Below are 19,837 nucleotides of genomic sequence, written 5' to 3' on the forward strand. Positions count from 1 at the left end.
GCCGGCGAGGCTGCAAATGTTCTTACCTAAATCCACGCCCAAAACAGCAATATTAGTGTTGTTCATGACAATCTCCTCATTTTGTACCCCAGCCCATAATGACAGCTTCGCTTGAGGCGGGCCATTCCATAAGCATGATCGCCTGCAGCCTACCGACCCTGACATTGTTTCTACCATGGCTGATGCTCCGGTAGATACCGCTGATGCAGCATTGGATCAAATTGAGGTAGCACGGGCAATTCAGGCGGAACTCGCCAAGCTGCCGTTGGATCAGAAACAGATGCTGCATCTCGCGTTTTTTGAAGGTCTGTCGCACAGCCAGATCGCCGACCGTACCGGTTTAGCGCTGGGAACAGTAAAAAGCCGCATTCGCGTGTCGCTCAAGAAAATGAAATCAAAATTAGAAATTTATCGTGGAGTTGACCAATGAACAGTACATCGCCAACCTTTCATTCCGTTGATGAAGAATGGCTCGCATCCTATAGTGCTGGCGGTCTGTCGCAGGCTAAACGGCTGCTTATCGACTGCCAGACGGCCTTGAGACCGGAACTTACGGATCGCTTGGCCGCGATGGACAATGTTGGCGGTGCCTTGCTGGAATCAGCACAGGGCGAAGCCATCTCGGACAATTTTTTTGATCGCATGATGAGCAAGCTAGACGAATTGCCGAAACCTGCAGCGACGCCGATACAGCCCACAGCGCAGATAGACGGCAGAGCGCAAAAATCTTGGCTACCCGCTCCGCTTGCCAATTATCTGGAACGCTCAGGCAATAATTTGCGATGGAAAAAATTGGGCTTTGGTGTTGAACGGGCCTCGATCGCAAATGAAAACGGGGAAGAACTCTATCTACTGAAAGCCAAGCCGGGCATGAAAATTCCTCAGCACACCCATGACGGCGAAGAATGGGCACTGATCCTGCAAGGTGGGTATCACGTTGGCGAGACCGGTTATGTCCGGGGAGACCTGCACCGCGAAGATGAAACCTGTTTGCACACACCGATTATCGATGATGATAAGGAAGCGTGCATTACATTGGTCGCTATTGAAGGCGGGTTGAAATTCTCTAATCCTGTAATGCGGCTTCTCAAGCCCGTCATCGGCATATAGCGCTTTGTGAAGCAATATCTTTTCAGTTTTGGGCTTACTAGGAATTGATATGAAAAACCGTCGAGCATTGTCGGGCTTGATCGCTATTTCGGCGTCTGCGCTGCTTGCTGGCTGCGCCAGTTTCAGTGCGGGACCGGTTGGGAACTCAGCAATACCTGAACCCGCCAAAAGTGTCGATCTGAACCGTTATCTTGGACGTTGGTATGAGATCGGCCGCTACGAAGCTAAATTTCAGAAAGACTGTGAGGCCGTTTCAGCCGACTATAGTTTGAACGAAAACGGGACTATCAAGGTGATCAACACATGCCGTAAAAATTCGGTCGATGGCAAGTTGAGCACGGCGACGGGCAAAGCCAAAATTGTCAAAGACAGCCAGAATGCCAAATTGAAGGTTTCATTCTTTGGACCATTTTATGGTGATTACTGGATATTGGACCGGCATGAGAATTACGATTGGGCGATCGTTGGAGAGCCAAGCGGAAGATATCTTTGGATGCTCTCCAGGACAGCGAACCCAAGCCAGGAAACCAAATCCACTATTTTACAGCGTGTTGCAGAGCTAGGTTACAACCTTGACTTAATTCGCACCACGAAACAGCCTTGATATCATTAGATGATTGATCTTAGGTTTTATGATCAAAAACGAGTGGTTCGTCGTAAATCGGACTATGAGCAAACAGCGAAACCATCTGCAGGAGATTTCCGATGAACTTGAAACTGTTTTTCGCCATTTTTATTGCGCTTTTAGTAGCAGGTCTGGTTGGCATCGGCGGCAGCCAAGGCGGCACCCTGGTTGGTTCAATGCCTGTTTTCTTGCTTTGCGGAATATTAGCCTTCGCGATAAACTGGGCGGTATTCATTCCTGCAAATATATATAAAACCGAAAAATTCTATGATCTGACGGGTTCTCTAACCTATTTAACGCTAATAACCGTAGCCTGTATTTTCTCGGCCCCTCTCGATTTAAGATCCGGTTTGATAGCCAGCATGGTTGCGATATGGGCTTTGCGTCTGGGGCCTTTTCTATTCATGCGTGTTCGCGCCGACGGAGGGGATCGCCGGTTTGATTCCATCAAAACCTCGCCATCTCGTTTTTTCCTGACTTGGACCTTACAGGGCACTTGGGTGTATTTAACCATCGCGAGCGCGTTAGTGATCATTACCAATGAAAAGAGGTTGCCTTTCGATATTTTCGCCTTTGTTGGTATTGCGCTTTGGATTGCAGGATTTTTGATCGAAGTAATTGCCGATCAGCAAAAGTTGAAATTCCGTAGGTCTATCGAGAATAAGGATCGCTTCATTTCCTCCGGCATCTGGGCCTGGTCACGGCACCCTAATTATTTTGGCGAGATCGTCCTTTGGACCGGAATTTCAATAGCCTCTCTGCCCGTGCTCACAGGCTGGCAATGGGTCACGATTATCTCGCCAGTATTTGTGGCTTTTCTGCTTATTCGAATAAGCGGAATTCCGAAGCTGGAGGCTCATGCCAAAATGAAGTGGGGCCACGAGAAAGAATATGTCGAATATTGCGCTTCTGTGCCAATATTGATCCCTAAATGGCCAAAGCAGCGCTAAATACAGGTTGGACTGGTATGTTTTGAATTTTAGTGCAGTCTGACCAGACTAAGCATGAGAGCAACTTATCACTCCCTTATCCACCAAATGGTCTCTGATAACGGAATCGAAGGCATTACATCGTGTAAATGCCGCAATTCAGTAATATAAAGAAAAAAGGTGGTGCGCGGCGCAGTCTGTAGCGAACGGGTCTCATTGACGATTTCCCTGTTATTAGAAATTTACAGGGAAATCAGATCTTTTCCATGCGCACATTCGCGAAAACATCACACAGATCTCCCAGATTCCTAAGGCTATTATAGAATTTTCCTAAGAAATTTTCAGGGAATTTTCGTCGCTGAACAGGGAAACAGGATTAAACGGATCTCATTCCCGTACATTTGGCCTTCACTGCTTCAGTTTGTCATTTTCTAGATTTAGGCTTTTAATTCAGTATATTGAAGAGGTCGAAACTTCGATAATCCTGAAATATTGAAATCAACTGAGTGAAGCACTCCCTGTTCAGCAGTTTTCAATTCCGGGATATTTTTGAATTACGTGGGATATCGCGGTCCAGACATGGGATTTGCTATGCCTAATGCGGGATATCGCCAAGCTATACTGGGATACTTGCCATCAAACTTGGAACGCTCCGCTTCATTCACGGGATTGTAGCGCCGCATTGCGGGACCATCATTGCCATTATCCGGGATAATGTTCTGCCGTAACGAAATGAGGTCTGGCTGATTAATTTTCAGAGTACACCCCTGTTTATCCACGAGTTTATCCACCAGTTTATCCCCGAAAAATTACAAACAGTGGTTATCTTCACCTAACACCTCGAAAGTTTTCATGCTAATCAAGGAACATTACATGAACATACAGCTAGGAAGAAATATGAGTTTTCTTGCAGATTGAATGCTTTGTTTAATCCGGGTGCCAGATCATTAACTTTTTAGGGAGGATTTCATATGTCAAGCCAACCAGATAGCGCTCAGCCCATATCTGCTGAGAAAATAATACAGCGCAAAATTGCAGACTTGCCCCCGCAAAAAAACAACGCTCGTACGCACAGTAAAAAGCAAATCAAACAAATCGCCCAAAGCATTGAGAAGTTCGGATTTACCAATCCAGTTCTGCTCAATGACAAGTATGAAATACTTGCAGGGCATGGCCGCGTCGAAGGAGCCAGACTCTTGAACTGGACGTCTGTGCCTACCATTACGTTGTCACATCTCACTCCAATAGAACAGCGTGCTTATATTCTGGCGGATAATAAGCTCGCGTTAAACGCTGGTTGGGATGAGCAATTGCTTGGGATGGAGCTGAAGAGTTTAAGTGATCTTGATTTTGATGTCGAGATAACAGGTTTCAGCATTTCAGAAATTGATATGGCAATCGATGGAATTGAGCTAGGAAAAGACAACGAAGAAGACAAGGATGACGAAATCCCGGAGATCGGTGATCACGCTATCACAAAATTGGGCGATCTCTGGCAATTAGGAAATCATCGTCTGATTTGCGGCGACGCCCGCAGTAATAGTTCGTATGAAAAATTGCTCAGCGGCGAGACTGTGGATCTTATCTTCACCGATCCGCCCTATAATGTTCCCATCGATGGTCATGTCAGCGGTCTTGGCAAGCATCAGCACCGTGAATTTGCCTTTGCCAGCGGGGAAATGAGCAAAGACGATTTCACGCAATTTTTGATCGAAACGCTTAGACCTGCTACAGCAAGGGCTAAAGACGGCGCTATCGCGTTTGTCTGCATGGACTGGCGGCACATGAGTGAGATGCTCGATGCCGGACTTGCAGTATTTGACGAGATGAAAAACCTTGTCGTTTGGGCCAAAAATAATGGCGGCATGGGCAGTTTTTACCGCTCGCGGCATGAACTCATATTTGTATTCAAAAAAGGGACTGCGGCGCATACTAATAGCTTTGGGCTTGGAGAAACCGGTCGTTACCGCACCAATGTCTGGGAATATGCCGGTATGACTTCCAGAAGCAAAGAACGCGATGAAGCGCTCGCTATGCATCCCACCGTCAAGCCGGTGGCACTGGTTGCAGACGCGATCAAGGACTGCTCGCGCCGCAAGGAGATTGTTCTGGACCAGTTTGGTGGCTCCGGTTCGACGCTTATAGCTGCAGAGCGCACCGGAAGACATGCAAGACTCATCGAATATGATCCGCTCTATTGCGATACCATCATCCGGCGCTGGGAGAAAATGACAGGCCAGAACGCTTTGTTAGTCACAACTGGTGAGAGTTTTTCAGAGATCGAACAGAAACCGTCAGAGACACCGGAACTGGAGGTCCAGCTATGAGCAGGAAAACTGAAGCGTCAGACTATGACGTCGGCTACGCCAAACCTCCCAGGTCAGGACAATTTCAAAAGGGGCAGTCTGGAAACCCCAAGGGTCGGCCACGCAAGAAAAAGCCATCTGAACCAGTTTATCATCCAGCGAGACATCCAACGCGTGAGATTATACGAACGGAGGCTTTGCGGCCAGTTTCCATAAGAGAGGGAGAAAAGCAGACACAAGTCCCTTTCACGCAAGCTGTTATACGCGCATTGGGTTTAGCAGCCATTAAAGGTGGTCCGATGGCCATGCGTGTCTATCTTGATTATGTTAAAACAGAAGACGAGCAATATCGCGCGGAACAACAAGACAGATTTGATTTCTGGTCGGATTACCAGAACCGTAAACGGGCTGAAATAGCGCGGGCGAAGAAAGAAGGATTGCCAGAACCTAACCCCCTTCCGCATCCGGAAGATATAATTCTGAAATACACTGATCTGGAAGTTGAATTCACAGGGCCGATGGACAAGCAGGATCAGCATTGGTTCTACAAGAAAATGCAGCTGCGTGATCTATCATACGAGATGGCATATTACACCGGCGAAATAGAGGAAATGCTCGAGCGTGGGCCTCTTGATCATATAGGGCTGTATTTTGTTATTTATCTTCATATGAACCTCACGCTTCCTAAGCGCCTGAGAAAGGAGCCTGACGACTATGATGATCATATTTTATCATACGCAGTGGGTTCGCGAAAAAGATGGGAAGCACATTTGAATGAGCGCGCGGAAGAAATCGGACTGGCATTTAGCCCCATCGCAAAAAACAAATTAAAGCCAAAGATATTCTCGTTCGATGAGCTGGGATTTGAATGGTCTGATGGTCGCATTCAACCGAAGGCATAACGTTCGGATACATTTCTGCGTGTTCAGTAACCTGTTGCGCCCGCTGTCTCTGGCTCAGCTGATTCAGCTTTATGATGCTGGCAGGTTCACTTTCTTTGGCAGACTGGCGCAACTCGACGATTGCCGCGCCTTACTGCTCCATTTCACGCTGGTCAGGAAGAAACGATGTTGGTCTATGTAAAACTGCCGCTCACCGGACCCGAGGCCGTGTTGACCTTTCTGTTGCGCTACATACGCTTGGTCGCGGTCTCGAACAGTCGGCTTATATACTTCAATCAACGCGGGGCTACCCTCCGCTTCAAGGATTAGCTCAGATCCGACGCTGACCGCCAGCAAGTGATGAGGCTTTCCGCCGACGAGTTCCTTCGCTGCTTCACTTGCTGCCCACAGGCTTCCAGGGTATCCGGCCTTATTATCAGCGGCGACGTGACCATACTTGGGTCCGACAAAAGAAACGTGCGATGCAACCACGTACTTCGAGTGTATTCGCATCACGGAGACGTAATCTTCCGCTTGGGGCACTATCGCCTGTGTCAGGATCATAAAGCGGTCCGCCAGACCATTCGTCAGATTCGCCAGTAAAATTCTTGAGTACGACTAATCCTCTAACCGCACGGCTACGTAAAGATTTATCAGGGTTTTTGACATCTGTCTGCTTTGGATTTTTGCGAAGAACCGCAGCATCTACGACCCGTCCGCAAAAGGCATTGCCGCAGCGAAATATCTCCACCACCCCGCTACGCTTTTCAGTTTTCCAGAAGCCTGTGGGATCAAGCTCGCTGCTCGCTGCTGCTGCGGGGCTTAACAGAAGAGCACAAATTGCGGCAAAAACGATGGACTTGATAGTTGAACCGAAAGATCGGGTTATTCTCCTGCTTTTAAGTAAATGTAAGTCCTGCATATTGAACTGCGTGTTGCTTGATGAGCGTAGTTCTAGTGTCATACATTTTCTCACATTGGTCATAAACATCAGTACGTCTCAAGCCCATTCCCTAGCTTTAGGGAGCCGTGGCCTTGAATTTTTAGCTTTGTAATATGATAGACGTGGTCTTTTACTGATCGGGGGGATTGGAGTTTATATTGCCCAGAAAAGGTGAGTTTTATAGCTCTGAATCTCCATAACTTGCATCACTAATGGCTATTTTATTCAATATTTATTGAAGGAATTATTCGAATTTCTCTATATTTCTGGTAGCTGCCAAAATGATCTTTTCATCAGATTGCGAAACGATTTTTGCGGCTCCGTTCAGTTCAATTGCCTTTACAAATGCCTCCACATCACCGGTCTCAAATACCCCGACAATCCGCTGACTGGGAACAATGTCATTTTCAAATACCAGTTTGCGTTTGGAATAGCTGTTCATCTCTTTTACTGCCTCCACAAGAGGTTTATCCAGAAAAGTAAGTCGCCCTGTCATCCAGCTCGTTTCGCGTGGAGCGTCAACCTTGCGGATTTTCCATTGTGGTTCATCACCGACCACCAGCTCATGACCAACAGTAAGTTCCAGTTGCCGGGGCGCATGGGTGAGTGATTTCTTTTGCTCTACGTGAACCTTGCCTTCCAGTAGAACGATGGTCACTTCATCTTCGTTCATTCGGACAGAAAAAGATGTTCCGATAGCCTCAACTGTTTTGCTTCCAGCCTGCACGATAAAAGGTCGAGATGGATCTTTCGCTACATCAAAAAATGCGCGGCCTTTAACAAGTTGGAGAGTGCGTGTTTTCTCCATATCGAGAATATGAACCTCGGAATCTGTGTCGAGCGTGACCACTGATCCTTCAGCCAATGTCATCGCTACACGCTGCCCCACCTCGCTCCGGACAATCTGCGTCTTGTGATCGGAGAAACCGATGGTGCTTTCAAAAAAACCAGAGTTATGAATTGCCCAACCCGATATAACCATAAAAATCAATATTGCAGCAATCGCCGCCAGGTGACGCCATCTGGAGGGTGCACGAAAATTTTCCCGGTCATGCTTTCGCGTTTCCAAAACCCTGGGATCTTCTGCGACACTACCCATTATCGCCCACTGGCGTTCCAATTGTTTATACGCCCTGTAATTTTCGGGTTCGCGTGCCAGCCAAGCCTCGAACATGGCTTCATCAGCAGCACTTACTTCTTCCGCTTGGTGTATGTTAAACCAATGCGCAGCAGCAGCAAGCGGCGTGTCATCGTTTGAGGCATACGTCTCCGTCACTGATCTGATTCCATTTCTTTGGCGATATGCAAAAGAGCCCGGTGCATAAGCTCTTTCACTGACTCTTTCGAAATGCCCATATGCTGGGCAATCTGTTGATAAGTCATATGTTCGAACCTGTGCAATTGAAAAGCAGCTCGGGCGCGGGGAGGTAAATTTTGAATCGCTGAAATTGCCCGTTCATATTCTTGCTTACCGATAGCGATACGTTCGGGCGAAATATGATCCGGCAACTCAACAGTTTCATCAAGCGAATCATGAAATTTGCTGAACCGGACTTTGCTTCGACGATAGTGATTGATTAATATGTTGCGAGCTGCCGTGAACATATAACGCTCTGGATCTTCAATCCGGCTTTTTTCTTTTACCTTCTGCATGCAGACAAGGACTTCTTGAACCAGATCGTCCACTTCGTTGATATCCACTCGCCGCATGAAATAGCGTTTTAAGGCAGGGCCAAGCCGCACCGTCCAGACTGAAAGATCAAACTCGTCCATCTGCTTGTGAGCGATTGAAATTAAGCTCAAGGATCTGGCCACTATTCCGGCTCCTTCCAGAGAGGCCCCCGTCAGCATTTAAGGGCTGCTCTGATTGTATAGACGTTAACGGATCAAGGTCGGGGGGATTGATAAAGAGAACCCCATGAAACCGCAGCATGCCCATGGCGAATTTTCGGAATGAATTCATCGATTCCAGTTGTGCCATTTGACCTGTGTTTAGGATGCGTAGCGACAACGCTTAACTCCCCTGCCAAGAACTATTCAGACAGTCCGACGATATTATGCAGAGCACTGTAGGGCAGAAAACAAAAAATACAAAGACTATTGAATAAATATTCGATAAGAGTATAGCTATCGAACAACGATTCGATAGTAGTGAGGAGTGAGCCAATGAATGCTATTTCCAAGTCAATGGTTTTGGAGCCCCGAAATGAACATTTCCATTTTAAGACAGCAGAACGCGACTGGCATGGCGGTGACCCGGTCAAGACGATTATCTTTAACGCGTTTTCGATCATGTTTCCTGAAGGTGAAAAGTTCTTCATCGACAGCGTCCGCAATTTTCAAAAACAGATTGATGACCCCGTTCTCAAGAAACAGATAAAAGGCTTTATCGGGCAGGAAGCCGTGCATACGCGCGAGCATATTGAGTATAATAAGCAATTGGATTTACAAGGTTACAGTGCGACAAAGCTGGACGCAGGCATCAAAAAACGAATGGATTGGGTCCGCCGAAATTTGAATAAAAACCGCCAATTAGCGACCACCTGTGCGTTAGAACATTTTACGGCAATGATGTCTGATCTTATGATGAGCGATCCCGCTTACTTGGATGGCGCCGATTCTAATTACCAGAAAGTGTGGCTATGGCATGCGATGGAAGAAGCGGAACATAAAGGCGTTGCATTTGATACGTTAAAGGCCGTGACAAAGAATAAGGATTATTTTCTCCGGTGCCGGTCCATGCTCATCAGCACGGTTTTGTTTAATTATTTTATTCTGAGCCATATTACTGTCATGCTTAAAGATCGGGGGCTGTCCCGTTCGCCAAAAGTATGGTGGCAGGTGGCCAAGTTCCTGTTTGGCAAACCTGGCCTATATCGCCGGATGGCTTTGCCTTGGCTTAGCTATTTCAAGCCCAGTTTCCATCCATGGGATCATGATAATCGTAGCAAAGTTGCAAGGACCGAACAGCATGTCCTGGGCGATGGTCAAGCCTATGCATAAGTTCCCGTCGATCGGATAATAAGGTTTTCGGGCAAGACAATACTCCTGAAAGTTCCTCCGAAGACCATTCTTTCGACACCCAACTAGGGCTGCATCACGGTGCAGCCTTTTTTGTGTCCACTTGTGGTAAGGTGCGGTATGAATCATTCAAATTCATTATATTCAAGGAAACCGCATGACTAATGCGCCAAAACGACGGCGGCGCAGCCCTCAGACAGCGCGAGACGAAATTCTCGATGCCGCAGAGAACATACTGCTGCACCAGGGCCCTGCTGATCTGAAATTTCAGGAAATTGCTACGACAGCCAAAATTGCAAAATCCACTGCACACCATCATTTTGGTAGTTTGGAAGAAATTCATAAAGCCTTGGTCAATCGGGTATTGGAACGGTTGACAAATGACTTGGCCGAAGCCTTGTCTCACAATGATACCTCCCCGGAACAAAATATCGAACAAGCGCTTCAAGCCGTTTATGCGATAATTGCCTCTGAGCGATATGCCAAAATTCTCGCCTGGATTGTCCTATCGACGCAGACAACCAAGCTCTCTTATCTTGTCGAACCTCTCGAAACCATAAGAAACCTTGTGTCAGATAAATTGACGAAATACATGCCTGAACCGTCGGCCCGAAATCTTGCCCCCCAAATTGTCTACCAAGTCGCGATTACCGCAATCGGTGAGGGTTTAATCGGGAAAATCCTCCAGCCAATTTTAACGGAGAATGATACCGCTCCGGAGGGTAAGAATGCGCTAAATGAAATGGTCTTCGATAAAATAGCCGCGAGCTGGAAAGTCGACTAGAGTTGAGCTCGGCAACGTCGCAAGCGAATGCTTCCGTATCTTCGCAAAAAGCAATTCGTCTTTTATATCTCTTTGTTGACGCAGAACAGCCAAAGCCATATCAATTTTGAACTTACTGTATGAGCAATTTATTGCGGGCCCGCCAGATGTCTTTTTGGATGTAAATAAGGTTTCGACAACCAATTTTTATGCATCCATCCCCCCTATATCAGAATGGCGGCGTCATTATAGAATGACACCCTATGATCGGGCGTCACAAACAATAGGGGCAAACCCTAAAAAATATAATGGGGGAGAGGAACCATGCGGTTTCAAGCAAATAATTTACGTAAGATATTTTTAAGCAGCGTCGCGCTGGGCAGCTTGGCATTGTCTAGTGGCACGGCAATAGCGGGCGAAAGCAGCGCAGCCTATCGGATACCTGCCCAATCGCTTGACCGTGCGTTGCGCGATTTCGGTATACAAAGCGGCATGACCATCATGAGTGACGCCGCGCTCGTTAATGGCAAACGGACGGCCGGATACGTCAATAGCTCCGATCCCGAAACCGCGCTTCGCGTACTGTTAAAGGGAACCGGACTCAGCTTTCGTCGTGACGGAAAAATCTTTGTGCTGGCCCCGGTGGGAAACGCCCCCCCTCCCGGAAAGGGAAATGAGGAAGTTGAAATTGTCGTGACAGCGCAAAAGCGCGTGGAGAGGATCGGCGATGTGCCAATTGCGATTACCGCGCTGTCCGACACCGCGCTCGATGAAAAGAAAGTGGAATCAGGGGCCGATCTGGTGCGCGCCGTCCCTAACGTCAATTTTTCCAAAAGCAATTTCAGCGGTTATGATTTCACGATCCGCGGTATCGGGACCAAAGCGATCTCGGCATCCAGCGATCCTGCCGTAGCGGTCAGTTTCAACAACACTCCGTTGATCCGCAACCGTCTGTTCGAAGCCGAATTCTTCGACCTGGAACGCATCGAAGTGCTCCGCGGGCCACAGGGTACGCTATATGGGCGCAACGCGACGGGCGGCGTCGTCAACGTCCTGCCCGCGCTGCCCACCTATGACTTCGAAGGCGAAATTAAGGGCGAGGTTGGCAGCTTTGAAACACGGCGATTGAGCGGAATGCTTAACGTCCCGCTTAGCGATAACTTTGCTGTCCGTGCGGCAGGCACGATGACCAAACGCGGTGGCTTCGATTATAACAGTTTCACGCAAAACCGGATCAATGACCGTGATCTGTGGTCGACACGAGTATCGGCCCAGTGGGAACCGCATGACGATTTCAAAGCCAATTTCATCTGGCAGCATTTCGAGGAGGATGATCAGCGGTCGCGCACCGGCAAACAATTATGCACCCGCGACCCGGGGCCAGATATGGTGGGCGATACGGCGGTTCCAGACCATTTGCGCGGGAAACTGAGTCAGGGCTGTGTGGCCGGATCGCTCTATGACGATGCCGCCTTTGGCGCACCCAATGCGTCCAGTTTTGCTTTCGTTTATACGGCAGGTTTGATCGGTGTGGGATACGTTCCCGATCCGATGCTCGGCGTCAAGCCTGTGACGATTGTCAATAATCTTAACGATCCCTATGCCAATGTGGTGCAATCGCGCAATCTGAGGGAAGTTTCCACCAGCTATGACCCGATTTTTCGGGCCAAGAATGATGTGTTCCAGCTCAATCTGGAAGCCGGGCTTGGCGACTTGAGGCTCATCTCGCAAACCGCCTATTCACGCGACCGATATTATTCATCGCAAGATTATAACCGCTTCGTTTCCGCTCCCCTGTTTGCAGATTCGAGCGATCCGGGGCTTGTCGACATTTTTGGTGAGCCGCTGAATGCACTGGGCCCAACCCCCGGTGGTGTCTATACCGATCCACAGCTCGGCCCATCGGACAGAATGCTTGCAGTCGATCTGAGCCAGTCGCGTAACAGCCAATGGACACAGGAATTGCGGCTGCAATCGGACTTTTCGGGTCCGTTCAATTTCAGCATTGGAGCCAATGCGCTGAACTTCAAATCGCAGGATGACTATTATGTCTTTAGCAATATGTTCAGTATTCTCGCCGAATATTTCTATAATCGCGTAGAGGATCCGACAACCGAGGCACTAAGTACCCGCAATTGCGATTCTGGCAATGAGTCACGCGAATGCGTTTATGTTGATCCGAACCCGATCGACCAGATCAACGGCGAGGGGCATAATTATTTCCGTAGCAAGAATGTCGTGCAGACGCGGTCGTGGGCGTTGTTCGGTGAAGCCTATTATCAAGCATCCGACGATGTGAAGATCACCGCTGGCGCGCGCTTTACCAATGACAAAAAGAAATCGACGCCGATCCCCAGTCAGTTACTGCTCGGCGCGCAAAATTTCGGGACCGATAGCGGCGCGTCTAGCGGTGGCCGTGTTAGCCGTGGCTATCCGGCGTTGCCGCCGATCAACCAAGAGTGGAATGCCTTTACCGGGCGGTTGGTTGTCGATTGGTCGCCACAACTGTCCTTCACCAACGACACGCTCGTTTATGCCTCTTACTCGCATGGCTATAAGGGCGGCGGATCGAACCCGCCACGCGTCGACATCGACCCCAAGGTGATCCAGTATCAGCCACTGGCGGAAACGTTTAAGCCGGAATATATCAACGCTTTTGAAATCGGGACGAAGAATAGTTTTGACGGCGGGCGGATGACGCTCAACGCCACGGCATTTTTCTATGACTATACCGATTATCAGGTATCACAGATCGTCGATCGGATCTCGCTTAACGAAAATTTCGATGCCCAAAGCTGGGGTTTGGAACTGGAGGCGGCATGGCGGCCATCACGCAACTTCCGCGTCGATTCAAGCCTTGGCTATCTGCGCACCCGCATTGGCAAGGGCGCGCAATCGATCGACGTGATGAACCGTACCCAGGGCAATGAGGATTGGGTAGTTGTGCGGCCCCAGCTTGGCGTGCCGTCCAATTGCATCGCACCAAAAGACAAGGTCGAAACGATCCTGTCGTCCTTTTTTGCCGGTCCCGGCGGTTTGGGAGATTTGATGCTGTCCGCGCTATGTGCTGGATCAGCACGTTATGGTAGTTTCAATCCTGAGGTAGACACCTTTCTTCGTTATGATCAATTCCTTGGATTTACATATAATCCCTTAACCGACGCTCCTAACGGCGGTCGTGGTTTCTATGCTGATTTGGAGGGGAATGAACTACCAAACTCGCCGCGCATCACCTTCAACATTGGGGCACAATATACTTTCTTCCTCGACGACTGGAACCTGACCTTCCGTGGTGATTATTACCGTCAGGGGAAAAGCTATGCGCGGGTATACAATACCGAATATGACCGGTTGCGCGCGTGGGATAATGCCAATCTGGCGGTGACGCTCGAACGGCCTGAATCGCAATTTTCGATGCAAATCTATGTCAAGAATCTGACCAACAACACGCCGATCACCAACACCTTCACCAATAGCGACGATACCGGACTTAGCGCGAATATCTTCACGCTCGACCCCCGCATCTTTGGTTTCAGCGTGACCAAGAAATTTTAAAAGGAGATCAGTAGGACTCTTCCCTGGGCGCGTCGCGGGACGCGCCCTTTTTTGTGTATGATAAAGCCGCGAAAAAAACGGATATTAATCCCCCCTCTTTGCATCGGCCCGCGTCATACATAATGAGAAGAAATTTTTCTTCTCATTACAAACCAAAATTGGAGAGGATAAGTCATGAAAAATCTTACAAAAATCTCGATCTGCGCTTTGGCGTCATTAAGCCTATTTCCGGCAACCGCTATGGCGGGAACCTATTCCCCGTCAGGCGCCGGAGGGGTGGGTCCGAGTCTGGTGGAAGTGAAGAAGGGTATCACCCTAAATTGCACGCTCACCGCGACGACCAATTCGAACGGAACCATTTCGAGTTCCGGCGCGCCCAGAGCGGCACCGAAATCAACAACATCACTCTTGCGGGCACATTGTGCAACGCGGTTGCGTTTACCGCACAGCCCTATGATGTGAGCGCGACAAGCGCGACCGGCATCCTGATCCACGATGTTCAGGTGGTTGGTATCACAGGCAATTGCCGCGGCGACCTTGCGGCGACGCTTTCCGGCGGTGTCCTGAGCTTCAGCCATTCCAACACCATTCCGTCGGACCCGCCGGGCGGTTCGCCGTGCAGCATGAAGGGCACCGTCTCGACGAGCCCATCGGCTTCCTACACCTACCCCTGATAGGGTGAACGCAAGGGGCCGCTTGTCCGCATAACTCGGACAAGCGGCCTTTTCGGCTTTGGAAACAAGCCCTTGTTTCCATACTCAATGTCCCCGCTACAATTCACTTGAATCGGGAAAGAAAAGGCTACAACATTAATGCTGGAGAATCCCTGATGGGGCGACAGATGACGTACATGTGGATACGAACCCCGTCCGGATGAACGCAGCATCCTTCCTTACCGCCATGGCGCGAGATCAAAGCTACCTTCGTTTCGGCCGCGTGTTCCTGACATTATTGATCCTTCTACTAACAACAGTGTTTTGCGCTCCCATTGCCGCCCAAAACCTCGACGATAACGATTCGCCACCTATCGAAGAAATCGTTGTCACCGCGCGTTATGGAGAAGCACGGGTCGAATCGGAAACCGAATTGGACGAAGACGATATCGACACCTACGGCGCGGGAACAATCGGCGAACTGGTGTCGCAAATCACCCCTTTGACAGGACGGCCCGAAGAGCAACCGATCGTGCTGGTCAATGGTCAACGTGTCGACGGCGCAGGGGGGGTAAACGGTTTTCCACCCGAAGCCTTGGCACGGCTGGCAATATTAAAGCCGGAGGCTGCCGAGCGCTATGGCTATAGCTCCGGGCAGCGCGTGGTAAATTTGGTGCTCAAGAAAAGTTTTTCCTCTTGGCAAGCCGAAGCGGGCGCAAAATTCGCAACCGCAGGTGGGCGCGAAAGTGGACAATTCGCACTCGGTCGCTTTGTGGTCGCCGGACGCTCGCGATGGAATGCGCGCTTCCAGCTGTCCCGCGACAACGCCCTCCTCAAAAGCGATCGGGTCGATGATCGCGGGTTCGACAGAGATGACGCACATCGCACGCTGTTGCCCGCGTCGAACAGCATTTCGCTGAATGTTGGCGTAGCGCGACCGCTCGGCGAATTTACCGGGGCGATCAATATGGACGTCAACCGGCGCAGCCAACAGCAATTGCTGGGGACTGCCTTTCCGGGAGGGGTCGATGGCGCGTTGCGCGGCGAGCAGGAGACGAACAATATCGGTCTGTCTGCGACACTAACCGGCAGCATCGCGGATTGGCAAAGCAATATCGCCCTGCGCTATTCCCGGTCCTGGTCAGACAATGACATCGAACGGTTGATCGCCAATTCCTATATTGTGACGGATCGATCGTCGTCGCGCAGTGAAAACCTGACCGGGCAAATCAATCTGAACCGTCCGATACTGACTTTACCTGCCGGGCCGGTAACTTCGAATATCTCGATCAACGCCACACGCAACTGGTCGCTGACCCAGAGCAGTGGCGTCGCAACGACACTTCCGGTCGAGACCGTGTTTCGGCGGCAACAGATTGATGCGCGGGTATCGCTGTCACTCCCTATTTCACAATCCGGCTCGGCAGGTTTTTCCGTGCTAGGCGACATGTCACTCGATGTCGCCGCAGCAGGCAGTATGGCATCGGGCGCACCGTTGCGGAATCGTTTTGAGCTAGGAGCCAACTGGTCGCCCTTTGCAGCATTGCAATTGCGTGCAACTGCTGCTTTTACGCAGTTGATCCCCACCGCCGATCAAATCGGAGGTCCTTATGTCGAGGAAATTCGGCGTATCTACGACTTCCGCCGCGAAGAAATTGCGGATGTGCTCTGGATAACCGGTGGCAATCCCGACTTGAATCGCGGCAAGCAAAACCTCTATTCGCTGAGCGCCACGATTCGTCCGCTGGCTCGTCCAATATTGACGCTGACGTCTGAGTATCAAAGACATATCTCGACAGGAGGTGTTGGCGCTTTTCCCGCTTTCACGCCCGTCGTTGAGTTCGCTTTTCCGGATCGGATACAGCGTGATGCGTCAGGACACTTGTTATCGGTTGATGCTCGCGCGATCAATATCGTCCATGACATCGACGAACAGTTAAATAACGGTCTGATCATTACACTGACACCGAAAGGGAGAGGGCGAACAGATGCAGCAGGACAGACAGCGCGCGCCGAGGCCCCTACGGCACCTTGGCGCGTAAATTTTTCTGTTAGTCATGGCTGGCTTCTGAGAAGTGATCTTCTAACCCGGCCCGGCATTCCTCCGATCGATCGGCTGAGTGGCGACACGGGGCAGTCCCGTCATCAGGTTCGTTTCCAGTTGACGGTCGGGCGCTCTGGTGTCGGGGGCGTCGTTAGTGGAAGCTGGCAAAGTGGGTTCCGGCTACGTAGCCCCGCCAATCCCGGTAGTGCGCGTGATTTTCATCACAAAGCAGTGACGACTATGAATCTACGTTTGTTCGCAGAACCAGATCGCCTGTTTTCGACTTCGCAAAAGCCTTCATGGCTTTCGGACCTGAATATTTCGTTCGACATCCGAAACCTGTTCGACTCATACCGTCAAGTTGTCCTAAGCAATGGGAGTATTCCTGCCGGATATAGGCGTTACGATATAAATCCACTCGGCCGCACGGCTCAGGTTTCGTTACGCAAGCGATTTTAATCATATATTCCACATCCGTATAATAAATATTGTAAAACCCTACCAACCAGAACTGCTATCTGGGCTGCTCATATTACTGCTGGCTTTATCAATGGCATAAAAAACCGGACTTTAAGCATTGCTGATTGTTCATAAATTATGGTCAGCTATACTCGCTTTGCTAAGATAATGGATATTCCTGATGCTTATGAGGTATCACTCGTGCAATATCTTCCAATGAAACTTCTTTATCCTTCGCGCAGTTTGAATTCAGAATCACCTACGAACGCATATACTACAAAGCCTTAGCGGCAAAAACAGAAAGATTTGTGGATAAGAGACGGTGTTCCGCTCGGATACGATGTTCTGGTGAACCAACTGGAAATAAACCAATCTGAAGAAAATGATTACCGTCGCTAGTCAAATAGCGGGTGCTGAAAAGCTCAGATCACTGTGCGATGCTGAAAAACAAGAAAAATTGTGCGCTGCGTAGTTCCAAATGAACGGGACTGAGTGACGATTTCTCTGCTATAAACTGGCTTCACCTTCGTCAACCGTTTGATATTGAAAAAATAGCTGAATGGTAGACCTCCTATCCAGCAGTTTTCAATTCCGGAATAGTTACCTCAAACTCGCAACTCTCCACATCATTTGCAGGATTGTAGCACCGCATTGCACTACATAGCCATCATCCTCTTCACCGCACGCGCGTCCACATCTTAGTTTTGCAAAAGATCGCCGCCTTGCAGCCCTTAACTTCCAGCTTGCCATCTGCCCGTAATGTCAGATAGCCTTTCGGCGCGCCCTCGCCGGTTTCGGGATCGTAGACCGGCCCGCCTTTCCATTCCTTTGGCCCTCCAGTAAAACCGTATAATACGATCAGCCCCTTGAGCCGCCGATTGCGTAATGTGCGGTCCGGATTCTTGACATCACGCTGGTCTGGATTGGTGCTTAGCGGGGCGGCATCATCGACCTTGCCGCAGATGGACGTGCCGCAACGGTAAAGCTCGACGCGTCCGCCTTGGCTGCCGGTTGACCATAGGCCCGTGATTGAACGTGTGCCGCTGCCCTCGCTCGGTTGAGCAGAGGCCCCTGCCCCCGCGGCGCAAATTAGGATAATGGCTGATGTAAGGTATTTCATGTTATTTCTCACTATTCGAAAGCTTTTAGACCAGATCAAGCGATGAAGAATTTGCAAGGCGCAGCAACCGGCGCCAATGTCTGCGGTCTCGCAGCGATAGAGACTGGTCTTTCGCTCTTTTGCGAAGTTCCTCTATCGTGTTCTCACCATATCTATTGATGATATTATTCAGTTCGCGATTGTCTTTTGCTTTGGTGTTGCGCGATACAAATAGTTCATAAAGCATTGTACACCTGTTTATAATTGCTCTGCCGGTAGTTTTGCGTGTCACGCTTGCTATTTTGATATCCCCGAAAAAACGGACCGATGACTGATTGGAGAAACAGTGCACCGGCCCGAGGTTGTGCCCCCCAGCGAAAAAAGGGGCACGGTAAAGTCTGTCCGCATGCGTTCCACTAGTATCGGATCCATTAACCGGCCGGAGGGATCCGCGGCGTTTCTATATCGATCGTGACAATCGGCGGCGTCAGCGTAGCCAGTGCCTGCCTTGCAAGGCCGCTATCGTCACGCTGCCATGGATGAAAACCGGGCCGGAAATAGCCGATCATATGCCCCAGCAATACGCGCATCGCCCCTGGCTTGCCATAAAGGTAAGCGAGTAGCCCTATCCATGTCCGCATGTTGTTTAGTCCATCCTGTCTTAACAGGTCAGCGGTGTTACGAAAAATCACGAAATGAAAACGCACACCGGCTATCAGCATCGCCAAAGACCGCAGCGACCAGCGTTTTACCCCCGGAATATCCCGCGTAGCATGCAGCCAGGTGTCATAAGCCACCGCCTTATGTTCAATCTCTTCGACTGCGTGCCAGCGCCACATTCGGTGCGCTTCCATGTCAGCACCGGCAAGATGCGCAGGATTGGACAAAACCGCATTTGCCAGAACCGCAGTAAAATGTTCCAGCGCGCAAGTTGCGGCAAGCTGCATGATAGGTGGGCGACTTTTGGTCCATGCAATAGTGCGAGCGGCGCGGTTTTCCGAAGAGGTCATATCATAACCGGCGTCACGCGCCTGACGGTTGAAAAAACATGTTCGCGCGAGTGGGTTGATTCCTGAAACGTGAAATCATCAATCTGCTTCTGCAAGGGTTCGGGCGCACCGCCGCGATAATGAAGCACCGCTGTCATAAAGAATTTTTCGCCCACCGGAAAAGTTGATGACAGCGCGTTGAAGAAAGCAGTCCTTCCCGCATCTCCGCCATGCCACCAGCGATGGGCCTGAGTATCCCGGCCGAACTTCCAATTTCGGCGCTTTATCTCCGGCTTGCCCGGGCTCTTGGTTCCAAATGTCATTTCAGCCTCCTTAGCTTATTGATCCCCCTGCTCTTTTAATTCTTTCACTAATCTCCTTACTCCCCACCCACCTTACGGTTACAAAAAAGCGGGCCGGTGCTGTTTCCCAGGAGTACGCGGGGACACCGGCCCAAAGT

General features: G+C 49.9%; 19 protein-coding genes. 12 read left to right on the forward strand and 7 right to left on the reverse strand.

Features of this window, described 5'->3' with window-relative positions:
• Nucleotides 1-175: 175 nt before the first annotated feature.
• The 7 genes from VIN76_RS03455 to VIN76_RS16245 all read left to right on the forward strand — a co-directional run bounded on the left by VIN76_RS03455 (nucleotide 176) and on the right by VIN76_RS16245 (nucleotide 6,181).
• Entirely contained in the window at nucleotides 176-430 is a 255-nt protein-coding gene (locus VIN76_RS03455; RefSeq protein WP_332040426.1) for a sigma factor-like helix-turn-helix DNA-binding protein, read from the forward strand.
• Nucleotides 427-1,110, forward strand: coding sequence for a ChrR family anti-sigma-E factor (locus VIN76_RS03460; protein WP_332040427.1), 684 nt, complete (start codon nucleotides 427-429; stop codon nucleotides 1,108-1,110). Before VIN76_RS03455 ends, VIN76_RS03460 begins: the two co-directional genes overlap by 4 nt.
• 49 nt (nucleotides 1,111-1,159) lie before the next feature.
• On the forward strand, nucleotides 1,160-1,714 hold the full coding sequence (locus VIN76_RS03465) for a lipocalin family protein (RefSeq protein ID WP_332040428.1): 555 nt from the start codon (nucleotides 1,160-1,162) through the stop codon (nucleotides 1,712-1,714).
• Between the two features lie 101 nt (nucleotides 1,715-1,815).
• On the forward strand, nucleotides 1,816-2,685 hold the full coding sequence (locus VIN76_RS03470; protein WP_332040429.1) for a DUF1295 domain-containing protein: 870 nt from the start codon (nucleotides 1,816-1,818) through the stop codon (nucleotides 2,683-2,685).
• A gap of 950 nt (nucleotides 2,686-3,635) precedes the next feature.
• Nucleotides 3,636-4,991 carry a DNA methyltransferase gene (locus tag VIN76_RS03475; protein WP_332040430.1) on the forward strand — a complete coding sequence of 452 codons (1,356 nt, stop codon included), beginning with the start codon at nucleotides 3,636-3,638 and terminating at the stop codon, nucleotides 4,989-4,991.
• Nucleotides 4,988-5,872: a DUF5681 domain-containing protein gene (locus tag VIN76_RS03480; RefSeq protein WP_332040431.1), complete on the forward strand. Its 885-nt coding sequence runs from the start codon at nucleotides 4,988-4,990 to the stop codon at nucleotides 5,870-5,872. The genes VIN76_RS03475 and VIN76_RS03480 overlap by 4 nt, the downstream gene beginning before the upstream one ends.
• A 165-nt stretch (nucleotides 5,873-6,037) precedes the next feature.
• On the forward strand, nucleotides 6,038-6,181 hold the full coding sequence (locus VIN76_RS16245; protein WP_414696270.1) for a transposase: 144 nt from the start codon (nucleotides 6,038-6,040) through the stop codon (nucleotides 6,179-6,181).
• A gap of 106 nt (nucleotides 6,182-6,287) precedes the next feature.
• Here the strand turns inward: VIN76_RS16245 and VIN76_RS03485 are convergent, their stop codons facing one another.
• The 3 genes from VIN76_RS03485 to VIN76_RS03495 form a co-directional block, all read right to left on the reverse strand.
• Nucleotides 6,288-6,842, reverse strand: coding sequence for a DUF2147 domain-containing protein (locus VIN76_RS03485; RefSeq protein ID WP_332040432.1), 555 nt, complete (start codon nucleotides 6,840-6,842; stop codon nucleotides 6,288-6,290).
• 196 nt (nucleotides 6,843-7,038) lie between these two features.
• A complete protein-coding gene (locus VIN76_RS03490; RefSeq protein WP_332040433.1) occupies nucleotides 7,039-8,070 on the reverse strand; it encodes a FecR family protein in 1,032 nt (343 codons plus the stop codon).
• On the reverse strand, nucleotides 8,067-8,609 hold the full coding sequence (locus VIN76_RS03495; RefSeq protein WP_332040434.1) for an RNA polymerase sigma factor: 543 nt from the start codon (nucleotides 8,607-8,609) through the stop codon (nucleotides 8,067-8,069). The genes VIN76_RS03490 and VIN76_RS03495 overlap by 4 nt, the downstream gene beginning before the upstream one ends.
• A 351-nt stretch (nucleotides 8,610-8,960) precedes the next feature.
• Between VIN76_RS03495 and VIN76_RS03500 the strand changes: the two genes are divergently transcribed.
• The 5 genes from VIN76_RS03500 to VIN76_RS03520 all read left to right on the forward strand — a co-directional run bounded on the left by VIN76_RS03500 (nucleotide 8,961) and on the right by VIN76_RS03520 (nucleotide 17,289).
• Nucleotides 8,961-9,797, forward strand: coding sequence for a metal-dependent hydrolase (locus tag VIN76_RS03500; RefSeq protein ID WP_332040435.1), 837 nt, complete (start codon nucleotides 8,961-8,963; stop codon nucleotides 9,795-9,797).
• A gap of 175 nt (nucleotides 9,798-9,972) precedes the next feature.
• The gene (locus tag VIN76_RS03505) at nucleotides 9,973-10,599 is read left to right on the forward strand and encodes a TetR/AcrR family transcriptional regulator (RefSeq protein ID WP_332040436.1); all 627 of its coding nucleotides are present in this window, start codon (nucleotides 9,973-9,975) and stop codon (nucleotides 10,597-10,599) included.
• A 303-nt stretch (nucleotides 10,600-10,902) separates the two neighbouring features.
• Nucleotides 10,903-14,133 (forward strand): TonB-dependent receptor domain-containing protein, encoded by a 3,231-nt coding sequence (locus tag VIN76_RS03510; protein WP_332040437.1) that lies wholly within the window; start codon nucleotides 10,903-10,905, stop codon nucleotides 14,131-14,133.
• Between the two features lie 320 nt (nucleotides 14,134-14,453).
• Nucleotides 14,454-14,807 carry a hypothetical protein gene (locus VIN76_RS03515; protein ID WP_332040438.1) on the forward strand — a complete coding sequence of 118 codons (354 nt, stop codon included), beginning with the start codon at nucleotides 14,454-14,456 and terminating at the stop codon, nucleotides 14,805-14,807.
• A gap of 199 nt (nucleotides 14,808-15,006) precedes the next feature.
• Nucleotides 15,007-17,289, forward strand: coding sequence for a hypothetical protein (locus VIN76_RS03520; protein ID WP_332040439.1), 2,283 nt, complete (start codon nucleotides 15,007-15,009; stop codon nucleotides 17,287-17,289).
• Between the two features lie 676 nt (nucleotides 17,290-17,965).
• Here VIN76_RS03520 and VIN76_RS03525 read toward each other — a convergent pair.
• The 4 genes from VIN76_RS03525 to VIN76_RS03540 all read right to left on the reverse strand — a co-directional run bounded on the left by VIN76_RS03525 (nucleotide 17,966) and on the right by VIN76_RS03540 (nucleotide 19,700).
• Nucleotides 17,966-18,409 carry a DUF2147 domain-containing protein gene (locus VIN76_RS03525; protein ID WP_332040440.1) on the reverse strand — a complete coding sequence of 148 codons (444 nt, stop codon included), beginning with the start codon at nucleotides 18,407-18,409 and terminating at the stop codon, nucleotides 17,966-17,968.
• A gap of 25 nt (nucleotides 18,410-18,434) precedes the next feature.
• Complete coding sequence (locus tag VIN76_RS03530) at nucleotides 18,435-18,635, reverse strand: hypothetical protein (protein ID WP_332040441.1); 201 nt, start codon at nucleotides 18,633-18,635, stop codon at nucleotides 18,435-18,437.
• Between the two features lie 184 nt (nucleotides 18,636-18,819).
• Complete coding sequence (locus VIN76_RS03535; RefSeq protein ID WP_332040442.1) at nucleotides 18,820-19,398, reverse strand: metal-dependent hydrolase; 579 nt, start codon at nucleotides 19,396-19,398, stop codon at nucleotides 18,820-18,822.
• A complete protein-coding gene (locus VIN76_RS03540) occupies nucleotides 19,395-19,700 on the reverse strand; it encodes a metal-dependent hydrolase (RefSeq protein ID WP_332040443.1) in 306 nt (101 codons plus the stop codon). Before VIN76_RS03540 ends, VIN76_RS03535 begins: the two co-directional genes overlap by 4 nt.
• Nucleotides 19,701-19,837: the final 137 nt, after the last annotated feature.

Origin of the sequence: Parasphingorhabdus sp. (assembly GCF_036568145.1) — a bacterium.
Classification (GTDB): Bacteria; Pseudomonadota; Alphaproteobacteria; order Sphingomonadales; family Sphingomonadaceae; genus Parasphingorhabdus.